The organism is Nocardia sp. No.11, from assembly GCF_038752175.1.
Taxonomy (GTDB): domain Bacteria; phylum Actinomycetota; class Actinomycetes; order Mycobacteriales; family Mycobacteriaceae; genus Nocardia; species Nocardia canadensis.
In genome coordinates this window covers 17,364-32,137 of the sequence record NZ_JBCGFB010000025.1, presented here as the reverse complement: position 1 = coordinate 32,137, position 14,774 = coordinate 17,364, and the positions used below count along the sequence as shown (strand labels likewise).

The following is a 14,774-nucleotide window of genomic DNA, read 5'->3' as shown; positions in this document are numbered from 1 at the left end:
TCATGACCACCACCGCGTCCCCCCTCCTCGACACCGAGCGCACCGACCTGCTGGAGATGCTGGCCAAGCACCGCCACTTCCTGCGTTTCACCACCCGCGAGCTGACCGACGAGCAGGCCCGGATGCGGACCACCGCCAGCGAGCTCACCCTGGGTGGGCTGATCAAGCACGTGGCGGCGGTCGAGGCGAACTGGGCGAAGTTCATCGTCGAGGGGCCCGCGGCCGGACCCGATTTCTCCTCGATGAGCGAGGCGGAGATCGCCGAGTGGAGCAACAAGTTCGTGCTGCTGCCGGACGAGACCCTCGCGGGCGTGCTGGCCGAGTACGAGCAGGTGGCCGCGCGCACCGACGAGCTGGTGCGCACGCTGCCGGACCTGAACGTGTCTCAGCCGCTGCCGGAGGCGCCGTGGTTCGAGCCCGGCGGACGCTGGAGCGCGCGCCGGGTGTTCATGCACATCATGACCGAGACGGCGCAGCACTCCGGCCACGCCGACATCATTCGGGAATCGCTGGATGGAGCGAAGTCGATGGGCTGAGCTCGGACTGGATGGCCTGGGCCGCCGCGCGATGCTCGGCGGCGGCGTTCGGGTCGGTGGGTTCGAGCACGTCGGCGATACCCTGGTGCGCGAGCGCCTCGGCGAGGCGGTAGCCGAGTTTCGGTGCCAGCTCCAGGGTCTGCCGGTACAGGCGCAACGCCTCGTCGGGAAGACCGGCCAGCCGGCAGGTTTCGGCGTAGCCGTTGAGGAAGTGGATCTTCCAGTGCTCCTCGAACAGGTCGTCGAGCAGGGCGAACGCCTCCCGATGGCTGGCGAGGGCCTGTTCGTAGCGGCCCATCCGGCGCAGCGCGACGCCCTGGCAGTTCAGGCACCAGGCCTCGTTGTGCTTGTGGCCGTCGGCGCGAGCCGAGGCCAGCGCGCTGCTCAGGTGCGCGAGCGCCTCCTCCGGCGCGTCGGCGGCGATCGCGACACCGAGGGTGATCTGGGCCTGCAGCGACGGCGGCCAGGTCGGATTGTCGGCGGGGACCGCCAGCGCCTCGCGGGCCAGCTCGGCGGCCTGCTCGCGATGGCCCAGCTGCAGCATGGCCCACGCCTCGCTGGCCATGGCGTCGGCGGCGCTCATCGGGCAACCGCTGCTCGCGTAGAGGTCGCGGGCCTGGCGGAACAGTTCGAGTGGTTCCTCGGTATCGCCTTCGTCCCAGCGTAATTGGGCGCAGCGCATGGTCAGCTCGGCGCGCGGCAGCGGGTCGCCCGCGGCCGCGACCAGCGGGGCGGCGGCGGCGTAGGCGGCGGCCGCCTCGGTCATCCGGCCCGCGTTGTAGCGGGCGAAACCCAGGTCGCTGTGCGCTTCGGCGAGCTGGCGGGGGTCACCGAGATGCTGTGCGGCGGTCAGGGATTGCTCGAACAGGGCATTGAGGTGGGTGGTGCCGCACCGCCGGGCGAAGAACGCGCGCATGAAGCGCGGCAGCTCGCACACGTGGACGTTCGCGCCCACCTCGACGGCCGCGTAGAACACCGCCATCAGGTTGGTGTACTCGGAGACGAACCAGAAGAACGCGGCGTCGCGGCCGGGGAAGGTCGGTAGGTCGGCCGGGGGCGAGCCCGCCGAGACGGGGCGGGTGGGCGACAGGAACGGCATCGCGGCGTCGGCGGCGGCCGCGGTGTGCACGTAGTAGTCCAGGACCCGGCCCAGCGCGCGCTCGCGGTCGGCGTCGGAATCGTGTTCGAAGGTGGCGTGGCGGGCGTGCTGCCGGACGAGATCGTGCAGGCGGTAGCGGCCCTCGGCCGGCTGCTGGACCAGGTGGGCGTCGAGGAGATCCTCGAGCATGGTGCGCGCGGTGCGCAGCGGCACGTCGGCGACCGCGGCGGCGACATAGTCGGTGAAGGTGGAGCCGGGGATCAGGCCGAGCAGCCGGAACAGACGGCGCTGATCCCGGTTGAGCTGACGCACCGACATGCCGAACGCGGTGTCGAATTCGGTGGCGCCCTCGGCCATTCGCTCGACGAGGATGCCGACCGACCAGCCCGGACGGTGCCGCAACCGGGCCGCGGCCAGCCGCAACGCCAGCGGCAGATTGCCGCACAGCCGCAGCACCTCCGCGGCCTGCTCCGGCTCCCGCGCGAGCCTGCCGTCGGGTCCGCGCGCGTCACCACTGGCCCGGACCAGCAGTTCGGCGCTCTCCTCGGCGGTGAGCACGTCGAGGGTCACCGGCGGCACCTCGTCGAGCTCGAGCAGCCGATTGCGGCTGGTGATGATGGCGACCGACTCGCCCGCGCCCGGCAGCAGCTGGCTGACCTGCGCCGCGTCGGCGACGTTGTCGAGCACGACCACCGCGCGCAGCCGGGCCAGCTCCGAGCGCCAGCACGCCGCCCGCAACTCGACACCACCGTCCTGCGGCACCTTCTCCGAGGGCACCTGCAGGGCGGCCAGCAGGGCACGCAGGGCGGCGTCGGGGTCCAGCGGCTGGCGGCCGTCGGTGAAACCGTGCAGGTCGAGATAGAGCTGGGCGTCGGGGTAGTCGGCCGTCAGCTGGTGCGCGGCGTGCACGGCGAGGGAGGTCTTGCCGACGCCGGCCATGCCGTCGATGGCGACCACGCGGTCGGCTCGCACGGCCGCCAGCACATCGGCCAGCGCCTGTTCCCGGCCGGTGAAGTCGGGGACGTCGCGGGGCAGGTCGTTACGCGGCGGCGGTGGGGCGTCGGCGGGCGGGCTCGGCGGCGCGACCTGGCGACTGGTCTTCGGCGGCGCGGGCAACGGGTTGTTGGCGCGCTCCCAGAGCGGGCGCAGCGGACGCGGATCGCGTTTGACCAGGCGGCACAGTTCCAGCACGGCGGGCCACGGCGGCACCGTCTGCCCGCTGAGGTAGCGCGACAACGACGACGAGCTCAGCCCGGTGTCGCGAGCCAGCGCACGCACGCCGCGGCCCGACAGCTCCTGGATCAGGCGCAGGCGCGCCGCGAGTTCGTCCTGCGGGTAGGCCTTCGCCGTCTGCTGTTGCACAACCACCGTTTCCCACTGTCGCTGTCCCGGCCCGGATCAGGAAGTTTCCCGAGGACAATCGGGAGGTCAGGGCCGTTTTCCACTGTCCCACAGTGTCCCACAGCCATCGTTTTCCGGCGCACGACGGGCTGTTATTGGGTCACACCGCAAGCAGCGGAGAACAACGGGAAACAAGGAGAACGACATGCAGTCTCGGATGCAGAACCCGGCCATGGTCCTCACCGACGCGATGGGCCCGATCCAGCAGGTCCTCAAGGCCGTGCAGACCGGCGGCGTCGACGGCGAGATCCTGGAGCTGGTGCACCTGCGGGTCAGCCAGATCAACGGCTGCAGCGCCTGTGTCGACGGCGGCACCAAGACCGCCCGCAAAGCCGGCGTCAGCGAGGATCGCCTCGCCACCGTCGTCGCCTGGCGGGAGACCCCGTACTTCACCGACGAGGAGCGCGCCGCCCTCGAGCTGGCCGAGGCGGCGACCCGCCTGGCCGACCGTCCCAACGCCGTCACCGACGAGATCTGGGACGCGGCCGCCAGCTACTTCGACGAGCGCCAGCTCGCCTCGATCGTGCTGATGATCGGCGTCACCAACATGTTCAACCGGCTCAACGCCACCACCCGCCAGATCGCCGGCGCCTGGGGCTGAGCCCCGTCCGACCCCCACCCCCTGATCCACCGAAAGGAACCTTCGAGATGACCACCAACCAGTCCCACAAGAAGAGCTCGCACGGGGGTTTCTCCCGGTGGATGCAGCACCGGATGAACGCCAGGATGAACCGCAAGGTCCGCTCGGGCCACGGCACCTTCATGGGCATGGACGTGCTGATCCTGCACACCATCGGCCGCCGCAGCGGCGAACCGCGACAGACGCCGATCTCCTGGTTCGCCGACGGCGACTCCTGGCTGCTGGTGGCCTCGGGCGGCAAGAACGGCCACCCCGACTGGCACCTCAACCTGATGGCACACCCGGACCAGGCCACCATCGAGCTGCCCGGCGAGGCACCGCTGCCGGTCACCCCGCGCGTGCTGACCGGCGCGGCGCGGGCCACGGCCTGGGAGTCCATCACCGCCGCGCAGCCCCGGTACGGCAAGTACCAGGCCAAGAGCGAGCACGAGTACGCGGTAGTGCGGCTCAGCCCGCGCTGACCGGACGCGAACTCACGCGGGCAGCAGCCGGCCGATCACCTCGGCCAGCTGCCGCACCGTGCGGCATTCGTGCATGGTGACGATGTCGGTGTAGACGTGGGCGGCCGAGTCACCGGTCGACCACGAGCGCGACGGCTCCGGATTGAGCCAGTACACCGCCTTGGCCCGTTCGGTCATCGCTTGCAGCGCGGCCAGATTCGGGTCGGTGCGGTTGGTGCGGGCATCGCCGAGGATGAGCACGCAGGTACGTGGGCCCAGGGCGTCGAGGTAGTGGTCGACGAAACCCTGGAAGGCCTCGCCGTAGTTGCTGGAGCCGAAGCGGGCCACGCCGGCGTCGCGGACGATCTCGCGCGCGAAGCCGGCCGGGGGCGGTTCACCGGGGGTGAAGTAGTCGGTGATCTCGGCGCACACGTCGACGAAGCCGAAACTGCGGACCCGGCTGAACTGGTCCTGCAGGGCCTGCACCAGTTGCAGGGTGAACTCGGCGAAACCGGTCACCGAACCCGAGACATCGGCCAGCACGACGAGATCGGGGCGGCCGTGGCGGCGGGCCCGCAGCACCGGATCGATGGGGACACCACCGGTGGCCATCGAACGGCGCAGGGTGCGGCGCAGGTCGATCTGCCCGCGCACGGCCTTCTTGCGGCGCACCGCCAGGCGGGTGGCGAGCTTGCGGGCCAGCGGATGCACCAGACGCCGCATCTCGGCCAGGTCCTGCTCGCGAGCACCGAGGAAATCGGTACTGTCCGCGCCGGATTCGACGCCGCGGCGCGCGATGTAGTCGGTGCCGCGCAGCTGCGCCGAGCGCAACCGGGCCTCGGCCTGCACCTGCGCGCGGAACTGCTCCACCCGGCGACGTGCCTCGATCGTGTGCACCGCCGCGTCGAACTGGCCTGTCCCGCCCATGGTCTGCGCGACCTGTTCGGAGATCTCGTCCGGGCGCAGCGATTTCATCGTCAGATACGACGACCAGCCCGCGCCCGACGCCGAGGTGACCCGGCCCGCGCTCTCCCCCGCGCCGCCGTAGGCACCGAAGGTATTGAGCGCCTCCCTGGCGAGTTCGGCGGTGTCGGCGCCTTGAATCAGCGCCGCGATGACCCGCTCGCGCAGCGGATCGGCATCCTCATCCGCCACGGCGACCGGCCGGGCGCCGTCGAGGAAGTAGAGATCGAAGAGCTGATCGAACACCGCGCGCTGGCCGTTGCGGCGCAGCAGGCAGGCGGCCAGGCCCGAGCGCAGCACCCGGGAGTCTGCGGTGCCGAGGGCGACGATCGTCGCCGCGGCGTCGACGGTCTCGCTGGGGCCCGCGTGGATGCCGTGTTCGCGCAACAGCCCGACGAAGCCGACCAGGCGATCCGACATCGGTGCTTCGACACCGCCGTGCGCCGCCACGATGGTCACCACGCCACGGCGCCGGTCATCGGGCCACGCTGCCGTCGGTCCGATCGTCGAGACCGAGCCGTTCGATCGCCACCCGATGATCGGACTGGTACTTCAGCAGCACGCCCAGGGTGGCGCGGACAACGCCCGCGCTGAGCGTGCGGCTACCCAGCGCGACCAGGGTCTTGGCCCAGTCCACGGTCTCGGCGATCGAGGGTGCCTTGCGCAGCGACAGCTGCCGCAACGCGCTCACGGTCGCCACGACCGGCTCGGCCAGGTCCGCGTCCAGTTCGGGCACCTTGAGCCGGACGATCGCCTTCTCCAGTTCGGCCGCCGGATAGTCGATGTGCAGGTACAGGCAGCGCCGCTTCAGCGCTTCGGACAGGTCGCGGTTGGCGTTGGAGGTGAGGATCACGAAGGGCTTGCGCACGGCGGTGACCGTGCCGAGCTCGGGAATGCTCACCTGGAAATCGCCGAGCACCTCCAGCAGCAGGCCCTCCAGCTCCACGTCGGCCTTGTCGAGCTCGTCGATCAGCAGCACCGTCGGATCGGGGTTGCGGATGGCGGCCAGCAGCGGACGGGCGAGCAGGAACTCCTCGGTGAAGACGTGGTCGCGGGTGCCCTCCCAGGTCTCCCCCGAGGTCGCGGTGATCCGCAGCAGCTGTTTGGCGTGGTTCCACTCGTAGAGCGCGCGGGCCTCGTCGATGCCCTCGTAGCACTGCAGGCGGATGAGCTCGGCCGAGACCGCCGCGGCGACGGCCTTGGCGAGCTCGGTCTTGCCGACGCCCGCGGGCCCCTCGATCAGCAGGGGCTTGCCGAGGTGATCGGCCAGGAAGACCGCGGTCGCGATGTCGAGGGACGGCAGGTAGCCGGCCGCGGTCAGCCGGTCCTGCACCTGGTCCACCGAGGCAAAGAACTTACTCATCGGTAACCAGTGTAGGCGGCGAGGACCTCAGTAGGCGTGCGGGGCCGCGGTGATGCGGCCGGAGTCGATGGCGGCGAGCAGAGAGTGGCGGTCGGCGAGGGTCTGGTCGCCGTAGGCGAGGCCGAACTCGCCCATCGCGCGATCGAAAACGTCGCCCTTGCCGAGGTAGGCGGCGATGGCGACGCGATCGCCGGAGCGCGCGTGCGCACGGGCCAGCACCGAGCCGCACAGCTCCGCGTACTGGGCCAGCTCGCTGTGGGTCTGATTGGCGACGTCGGCGGAGCCCTTCATGTCGCGCAGCTGCCGCATGTAGAAGAACCGGCCGGCCGGCCCGGTCGCCCAGGCCAGGAAGACATCGCTGGCCGACTGCATCAATCGCTGCCCGACCACCACCCGATGCCCCTGGTGGTGATACTTGCTCGGATTCAGGTGCGGCGCCAGCACCGAGGTCTCGGCCTCCTTGAGCTGCAGGAACAGCGGGCTGCCCGTCTCCTTGTCCATCATCAACGCGATGAAGCACCGGGTGCCGACGCTGCCGACACCGACCACCTTCATCGCCTGATCCACCAGGCGGTGCCGGTCGAGCAGGATCCGGCGCTCGTCGGGCAGGCTACGGCGGAAGTCGGCGAAGACCTCCTTGATGATCTTCTCGTCCGGCACCTCGATCGGCACCAGCAGCGGCGGCTGGTTCTTGATACGTGGAATACCGTTCGCGTCGGGCTCGGTGAGCTTGTTCAGCGCCTGCAGACTCGTCTTACCGCGGGCGGTGCTGATGGCACGGTCGAGCTTCTTGCGCACCTTCGGCTTCTGAATCAGGTCGTAGACCTGCTCGGCGTCGACCCGCTCGTACCAAACCGACATGCTGTCGGCCTCGGCGAGCATGTGCATGGCCTCGCGGTAGCCGCGGGCGGCGGCTTCGACGGCGGTGGCGGCCCGATCGTCCTCGCACCCGTTGTCGCGAGCGGCCACGGCGACACTGGCCGCGAGGCGTTTGACGTCCCACTCGAACGGACCGGGCAGGGTCTCGTCGAAATCGTTGACGTCGAAGACCAGGTTGCGCTCCGGCGAGGCGTAGAGCCCGAAGTTCGACAGGTGGGCGTCACCGCAGAGCTGCACCGTCAGGCCGGTGTTGGCGCTCTTGGCCAGATCCGCCGCCATGATCGCGGGCGCGCCGCGCAGGAAGGTGAACGGGGACAGACTCATCCGGGCATACCGGATGGGCACCAGCTCCGGCACCCTGGTCATGGCCTGACGCTCCAGAATGGTGACCGGATCCTCCCGGTCCGGCCCCGCGCCCCACTCCCCCAGTTCCGAGCGCGAGATCCGTTTGCGCGCCGCCTTGCCCTGTGCGACCGCTTCGTCCGCGAAGTCCTCCACCGTCTGATTCGTCATCGAGCAAGTCTCGCGCTATCGGTGATCAACAGCAAGGACGCGCGCCGAACCCGACCTCAGCGGCCGAGCGGCAAATCGATGGCGAAGGGCCCGCTCGCGCGCGGCGAACGGGCCCTTCGACAGCGAACAGCGAGAACTTACGCGGTCTCGGTGATCGGGCGATCGACCCAGCTCATCAGGCCGCGCAGCTTGGCGCCGGTGACCTCGATCGGGTGCTCGGCGTTCTCCTTGCGCAGACCCTCGAGCTCCTTGTTGCCGCCCTCGACGTTGGCGACGAGGCGCTTGACGAAGGTGCCGTCCTGGATGTCCTTGAGGATCGCCTTCATGCGCTCCTTGGTGTCGGCGTCGATGACGCGCGGACCGGACAGGTAGCCACCGAACTCCGCGGTGTCGGACACCGAGTAGTTCATGCGCGCGATGCCGCCCTCGTACATGAGGTCGACGATCAGCTTCAGCTCGTGCAGGACCTCGAAGTAGGCCATCTCGGGGGCGTAGCCCGCCTCGACCATGACCTCGAAACCGGTCTTGACCAGCTCCTCGGTGCCACCACAGAGGACGGCCTGCTCACCGAACAGGTCGGTCTCGGTCTCTTCCTTGAAGGTGGTCTTGATGACGCCGGCGCGGGTGCCGCCGATGCCCTTGGCGTAGGACAGCGCCAGCGCCTGGCCCTCGCCGGTCGGGTCCTGGTCGACGGCGATCAGGGCCGGAACGCCCTTGCCGTCGGCGAACTGACGGCGCACCAGGTGGCCGGGGCCCTTCGGGGCGACCATCGCGACGGTGACGTTGGCCGGAGCCTTGATCAGACCGAAGTGGATGTTGAGGCCGTGGCCGAAGAACAGCGCGTCGCCGTCCTTCAGGTTCGGCTCGATGTCGTTGGTGAAGATCGACGCCTGGGCGGTGTCGGGCGCCAGCACCATGATCACGTCGGCCCACTCGGAGACCTCGGCGGGGGTGCCGACGGTCAGCCCGGCCTCTTCGGCCTTCGGCCGCGACTTCGAACCCTCAGCGAGGCCGACGCGGACGTCGACACCGGAGTCGCGCAGGCTCAGCGAGTGCGCGTGGCCCTGGCTGCCGTAGCCGATCACGGCGACCTTGCGGCCCTGGATGATCGACAGGTCAGCGTCGTCGTCGTAGAACATCTCGACTGCCACTGTGGAGTCCCTTCTGGATAATTTCTGGTGGGTAAAAGTTAGCGGGTGGCCGTGATCGACTTCGGACCGCGTCCGACTGCGACCACGCCCGACTGCACGATCTCGCGAATGCCGTAGGGCTCGACCATGCGCAGCAGGGCATCCAGCTTGGACCGGGTGCCGGTGGCCTCGATGGTCAGCGCGTCGGGCGAGACGTCGATCACCTTGGCGCGGAACAACTGCACGGCTTCGATCACCTGGGTGCGCACCGACGCGTCGGCCCGCACCTTCACCAGGATCAGTTCGCGGGCCACCGAGGCGTCGGCGTCCTGCTCCACGATCTTGATGACGTTGATCAGCTTGTTGAGCTGCTTGGTGACCTGCTCGAGCGGCAGATCGTCGACGGTCACGACGATCGTCATGCGCGAGATCTCGGGGATCTCGGTGCCGCCGACCGCCAGCGACTCGATATTGAAGCCGCGGCGCGAGAACAGGCTCGCGACACGCGCCAGCACGCCCGGCTTGTCCTCGACGAGAACGCTCAGGGTGTGGGTGGTGCTCATTCCTGGGAACCCTTCTCGAAGGCCGCCTGCTCGCGCTCCATCGCCTCGTGGATGACGGCGGGCTCGGAGACCTGCTCGTCCTCGTCGAAGAGCGGGCGGATGCCGCGGGCGAACATGATCTCGTCGTTGCTGGTGCCCGCGGCGACCATCGGCCACACCTGGGCGTCCTTGCCGACGATGAAATCGATCACGACCGGGCGGTCGTTGATCGCCTGCGCCTGCCGGATCGCGGCCTCGACATCCTCTTCCTTCTCCACCCGGATGCCGACGCAGCCCAGGGCCTCGGCCAGCTTCACGAAGTCGGGGATGCGCAGGGTGTGCGTGCCGAGATCGGTGTTGGAGTAGCGCTGCTCGTAGAACAGGGTCTGCCACTGGCGGACCATGCCGAGGTTGCCGTTGTTGATCAGCGCGACCTTGATCGGCACGCCCTCGACGGCACAGGTGGCCAGCTCCTGGTTGGTCATCTGGAAGCAGCCGTCACCGTCGACCGCCCAGACCTCCTTCTCCGGGGTGCCCATCTTGGCGCCCATGGCCGCGGGAACCGCGTAGCCCATGGTGCCGAGGCCACCGGAGTTCAGCCAGGTGCGCGGCTTCTCGTACTTGATGAACTGCGCGGCCCACATCTGGTGCTGACCGACGCCCGCGCAGTACACGGCGTCGGGACCGGCCAGCCGGCCCAGCGTCTCGATGACGAACTCCGGCGAGAGCGAACCGTCGCTGGGCGTCTTCCAGCCCAGCGGGTAGTTGTCGCGGATCCCGCTGAGGTAGGCCCACCACTCGGTCAGGTTCAGCAGCGGGGCGGCGCCGGACTGCGGATCGGCCTTGAGGGTCTCGATCAGCTCGACGATGACCTCACGCGCGTCGCCCACGATCGGGACGTCGGCGTGGCGGTTCTTGCCGATCTCGGCCGGGTCGATGTCGGCGTGGATGACCTTCGCGTCGGGGGCGAAGGAGTCCAGCTGACCGGTCACGCGGTCGTCGAAGCGGGCGCCGAGGGTGATCAGCAGGTCCGACTTCTGCAGCGCGGCCACGGCGCCGACGGTGCCGTGCATGCCGGGCATGCCCATGTTCAGGGTGTGGCTGTCGGGGAACGCGCCCCGCGCCATCAGAGTGGTGACCACCGGGATACCGGTCAGCTCGGCCAGCTCCAGCAGCTCGGCCGAGGCGTCGGACTTGATGACACCGCCACCGACATAGAGCACCGGCGACTTGGACTCCAGGATCATCCTGGCGGCCTCGCGCACCTGCTTGCCGTGCGGCTTGGTGACCGGACGGTAGCCGGGCAGCCGCATCTCCGGCGGCCACGAGAACGTGGTCTGGGCCTGCAGAGCGTCCTTGGTGATGTCGACCAGGACGGCGCCGGGACGGCCCGAGGCGGCGAGGTAGAACGCCTCGGCCAGGATGCGCGGGATGTCGATCGGGTCCTTGACCAGGAAGTTGTGCTTGGTGATCGGCATGGTGATGCCGGAGATGTCGGCTTCCTGGAACGCGTCGGTGCCGACCAGGCTCGACGGCACCTGACCGGTGATCGCCACGATCGGGACCGAGTCCATCTGGGCATCGGCCAGCGGGGTCACCAGGTTGGTGGCGCCGGGGCCCGATGTGGCCATACACACACCGACCTTGCCCGAGGACTGCGCGTAGCCGGTCGCCGCGTGACCGGCGCCCTGCTCGTGACGCACCAGGACGTGGCGGACCTTGGTGGAATCGAACAGCGGGTCGTAGACGGGCAGGACCGCGCCGCCGGGAATGCCGAATACGGTGTCGACGTCGAGCTCTTCGAGGGACCGGACCACCGACTGCGCGCCGGTGACGCGCTCGGGCGCGACCTGGCGGCGGGTGGGGTTGGTCGCCGGGCTACCAGTCTGGTTCGACTGTCCCGCTGAAGGCGCTGACCTGCGGGCCGATGGCCCGGGCCGTGCGGTTGGTGCACTCACCGTCTTCGTTCCTAACTTTGTCGTTCTGACCCCGGACAACACTTGGTGTGCCTGACACGCGGTGCCTTGCGACCCGCCGCGTCGGGTAATGCCCGAACACAAAAAAGCCCCCGACCAGCCATGGCTGTTCGAGGGTGGCGCGTCGCAACGCGAGCTGACGTATTCGACTCAGGCAGTCAGGCTCAACGCTGGACGCGCCGGCCGATTACGAGCAACTCGGTTCGATTCACGAGCACGACGTTAGGCGCGCGTGAGCCGAAGAGTCAAACAGACTACTCTCTGCGTCCCATTATGTGGGACGTGAGTGGTTGCGTGGGTCCGTGTACCAGGATGCGAGGATAGGAGGGTGTCATCACCGCATCAGTCCGTGCCACCGGCTAAATCGTCCCACACCGCCGCCGAGGGAACCGATACGGGTCGCTCCTCGCGACCCGGCGGCCTGCGCTCGGCGAGCCCGGGCAGGCTCGCGGCCATCGCCGCGGTGGTGCTCGCGTACCTGATCTTCGTCGTCGTCGGCACCGTGCAGGACTGGTCGCTGGGCCTGCGGATCGGGCTGATCGTGCCCACCGCGGTCGTCGTCTGGCTGCTGGTGCCGCGCAGGTCGACCACGCCCACGCCGGGCGTGCACGTCATCGGGGTGCCGCGCCTGGCCTACATCGGCGTGCTGGTGCTCGCGTTCTGCGTGTTCTTCCCGTTCGTCGGCTGGCCGGCGGGACTGTGGTGGCTGCTGCTGCTCCCGCTCGTGGCGATCTGGTGGGTCGTGCGGACGCACACCACGATCTCCGACGCGGGCCTGGACCTGAGCACGATGGTCGGCACGAAACACCTCGACTGGGCACAGGTCAAGGGCATCAGCATTCCCAAGCGTGGCGCGGTGAAGGCACGGCTGGCCGACGACTCCGAGGTCCGGCTGCCCGCGGTGGGCTACGACCGGTTGCGTGAACTGATCGACGCCTCCGGTGGCCGCCTGCCCGATGTGTTCGCCGCCGCCGAGCAGGCCGAGGCCGAGCGCGTCGCCGCCGAGCGGGCGGCCGAGGCGAAGAAGGCCGAGCAGTCCGAAGCCGAGGAGCCCGGCACCGCGGAGTGAGGGTCGGCTCCGTCACTGTGGGAATCGGCACGGCGCCGCCTGCGGTTGCAGGGGTACGCTGACGGCACCCGGGCACCCCGCGCCGACGGCACCACCGCGGCGACACCTTCCGGAGCGACACTCCCGCCTCGAGCCCGGTTCCGGCACCCACCCGCACCCACCACCGGCGCGACGCGACCACCGCGCGCCGGAGTAACGTGCAGGCTTGCCGGACGCACCGCGCACTCGCCTTGTGCGGCGCAGGTCAGCCCCCTGCGCGCACGCTTGGACGCACCCAGCGACACTACGAGGACTCCCCCATGCCACCGCTTCGCTCACGCACCACCACCATCGGCCGCAATGCCGCGGGCGCCCGCTCGCTCTGGCGCGCCACCGGCATGACCGACTCCGATTTCGGTAAGCCGATCATCGCGATCGCGAACTCCTACACCCAATTCGTTCCCGGCCATGTGCACCTCAAGAACATGGGCGACATCGTCGCCGAGGCCGTGCGCGCCGCGGGCGGCGTGCCGCGCGAGTTCCACACCATCGCCGTCGACGACGGCATCGCCATGGGCCACGGCGGCATGCTCTACTCGCTGCCCTCGCGCGAGATCATCGCCGACTCGGTCGAGTACATGGCCAACGCGCACACCGCCGACGCGCTCGTGTGTATCTCCAACTGCGACAAGATCACTCCCGGCATGCTCAACGCCGCCATGCGGCTCAACATCCCGGCCGTGTTCGTCTCCGGCGGCCCGATGGAGGCGGGCAAGGCGGTGGTCGTCGACGGTGTCGCGCACGCGCCGCTGGACCTGGTCAGCGCCATCTCGGCGAGCGCCAGCCAGGCCGTCTCCGAGGAAGGCCTCGACGAGGTCGAGCGCTCGGCCTGCCCGACCTGCGGTTCGTGTTCGGGCATGTTCACCGCCAACTCGATGAACTGCCTCACCGAGGCGCTGGGCCTGGCCCTGCCGGGCAACGGCTCCACGCTGGCCACGCACTCGGCGCGCCGCGCGCTGTTCGAGCGGGCGGGCACCGTCATCGTCGACATCGCCAAGCGCTGGTACCAGGACGACGACGCCTCGGTCCTGCCCCGCAATATCGCCAACGCCAAGGCCTTCCGCAACGCGATGGCCCTCGACGTCGCCATGGGCGGTTCCACCAACACCGTGCTGCACACCCTCGCCGCCGCGCAGGAGGGCGAGATCGACTTCGATCTGAGCACCATCGACGAGATCAGCCGCCGGGTGCCGTGCCTGTCGAAGGTCTCGCCGAACTCGGACTACCACATGGAGGACGTGCATCGCGCCGGCGGCATCCCCGCCATCCTCGGCGAACTGCGTCGCGGTGGGCTGCTCGAGACCGACGTGACCACCGTGCACACCGCCGACTACGAGGAATTCCTCGACACCTGGGACATCCGCTCGGGCAAGGCTTCCGAGGAAGCGATCGAGCTGTTCCACGCCGCGCCCGGTGGCGTGCGCACCGTCGAGCCGTTCTCCACCAGCAACCGCTGGTCCTCGCTGGACACCGACGCCGCGGGCGGCTGCATCCGTGACATCGAGCACGCCTACACCGTCGAGGGCGGGCTGTGCGTGCTGCGCGGCAACATCGCCCCGGACGGCGCGATCCTCAAGACCGCGGGCATCGACGAGGAACTGTTCACCTTCGAGGGACCGGCCGTGGTGGTCGAGTCCCAAGAGGAAGCGGTCTCGATGATCCTGGGCAAGAAGATCCAGCCCGGCGACGTGATCGTCGTCCGCTACGAGGGCCCCTCCGGCGGCCCCGGCATGCAGGAGATGCTGCACCCCACCGCCTTCCTGAAGGGCGCGGGCCTGGGCAAGGTGTGCGCGCTGATCACCGACGGCCGCTTCTCCGGCGGCACCTCGGGCCTGTCGATCGGCCACATCTCCCCCGAGGCCGCCCAGGGTGGCGTGATCGGCCTGATCGAGAACGGTGACCGCATCCGCGTCGACGTGCACACCCGCGCGCTCGAGGTCCTGGTCTCCGACGAGGTGCTGGCCGAGCGCCGCGCCAAGATGGAGGCCTCGGAGCGGCCGTGGCAGCCGGCGGACCGCGTCCGCCCGGTGACCACGGCCCTGCGCGCCTACGCGGCGCTGGCCACCTCGGCCGACAAGGGTGCCGTCCGCAAGGTGCCGTAATCGCCTTACCCGCCAGAGCGAGCAGTGCGCCGCCGGTCGCGTTTCGCGACCGGCGGCGCACTGCTCGGTCAGCTCGACTCGG

Annotated in this window: 12 protein-coding genes; 5 read left to right on the top strand and 7 right to left on the bottom strand. The window is 69.6% G+C overall.

What is annotated here, in order from left to right:
• The first annotated feature begins 2 nt into the window (after nt 1-2).
• Nucleotides 3-536 carry a DinB family protein gene (locus tag V8688_RS10650; protein ID WP_316575630.1) on the top strand — a complete coding sequence of 178 codons (534 nt, stop codon included), beginning with the start codon at nt 3-5 and terminating at the stop codon, nt 534-536.
• On the opposite strand, the gene V8688_RS10645 is transcribed toward V8688_RS10650, so the two are convergent.
• A complete protein-coding gene (locus V8688_RS10645) occupies nt 496-3,003 on the bottom strand; it encodes a tetratricopeptide repeat protein (RefSeq protein ID WP_342800716.1) in 2,508 nt (835 codons plus the stop codon). The genes V8688_RS10650 and V8688_RS10645 overlap by 41 nt on opposite strands.
• 178 nt (nt 3,004-3,181) lie before the next feature.
• Between V8688_RS10645 and V8688_RS10640 the strand changes: the two genes are divergently transcribed.
• Together V8688_RS10640 and V8688_RS10635 are read left to right on the top strand one after the other, a co-directional pair.
• Complete coding sequence (locus V8688_RS10640; protein WP_218719210.1) at nt 3,182-3,637, top strand: carboxymuconolactone decarboxylase family protein; 456 nt, start codon at nt 3,182-3,184, stop codon at nt 3,635-3,637.
• 47 nt (nt 3,638-3,684) lie between these two features.
• The gene (locus V8688_RS10635) at nt 3,685-4,137 is read left to right on the top strand and encodes a nitroreductase family deazaflavin-dependent oxidoreductase (RefSeq protein WP_218719209.1); all 453 of its coding nucleotides are present in this window, start codon (nt 3,685-3,687) and stop codon (nt 4,135-4,137) included.
• A gap of 12 nt (nt 4,138-4,149) precedes the next feature.
• On the opposite strand, the gene V8688_RS10630 is transcribed toward V8688_RS10635, so the two are convergent.
• From V8688_RS10630 to V8688_RS10605, 6 genes are all read right to left on the bottom strand, one after another.
• Nucleotides 4,150-5,538, bottom strand: a complete 1,389-nt coding sequence (locus tag V8688_RS10630) for a VWA domain-containing protein (RefSeq protein ID WP_342800715.1) — start codon at nt 5,536-5,538, stop codon at nt 4,150-4,152.
• 16 nt (nt 5,539-5,554) lie between these two features.
• Nucleotides 5,555-6,442 carry a MoxR family ATPase gene (locus tag V8688_RS10625; protein ID WP_342800714.1) on the bottom strand — a complete coding sequence of 296 codons (888 nt, stop codon included), beginning with the start codon at nt 6,440-6,442 and terminating at the stop codon, nt 5,555-5,557.
• Nucleotides 6,443-6,469: 27 nt separating this feature from the next.
• Complete coding sequence (locus tag V8688_RS10620) at nt 6,470-7,834, bottom strand: DUF2252 domain-containing protein (protein ID WP_316575633.1); 1,365 nt, start codon at nt 7,832-7,834, stop codon at nt 6,470-6,472.
• 137 nt (nt 7,835-7,971) lie between these two features.
• Complete coding sequence (ilvC, locus tag V8688_RS10615) at nt 7,972-8,973, bottom strand: ketol-acid reductoisomerase (RefSeq protein ID WP_186817432.1); 1,002 nt, start codon at nt 8,971-8,973, stop codon at nt 7,972-7,974.
• A 50-nt stretch (nt 8,974-9,023) separates the two neighbouring features.
• Nucleotides 9,024-9,527, bottom strand: coding sequence for an acetolactate synthase small subunit (gene ilvN, locus V8688_RS10610; RefSeq protein WP_019048314.1), 504 nt, complete (start codon nt 9,525-9,527; stop codon nt 9,024-9,026).
• Complete coding sequence (locus V8688_RS10605) at nt 9,524-11,464, bottom strand: acetolactate synthase large subunit (protein ID WP_218719206.1); 1,941 nt, start codon at nt 11,462-11,464, stop codon at nt 9,524-9,526. Before V8688_RS10605 ends, ilvN begins: the two co-directional genes overlap by 4 nt.
• A gap of 346 nt (nt 11,465-11,810) precedes the next feature.
• Here V8688_RS10605 and V8688_RS10600 point away from each other — a divergent pair, with 346 nt between their 5' ends.
• Both V8688_RS10600 and ilvD read left to right on the top strand, forming a co-directional pair.
• A complete protein-coding gene (locus V8688_RS10600; protein ID WP_308248538.1) occupies nt 11,811-12,551 on the top strand; it encodes a PH domain-containing protein in 741 nt (246 codons plus the stop codon).
• 299 nt (nt 12,552-12,850) lie between these two features.
• Entirely contained in the window at nt 12,851-14,692 is a 1,842-nt protein-coding gene (ilvD, locus tag V8688_RS10595) for a dihydroxy-acid dehydratase (protein ID WP_342800713.1), read from the top strand.
• Nucleotides 14,693-14,774: the final 82 nt, after the last annotated feature.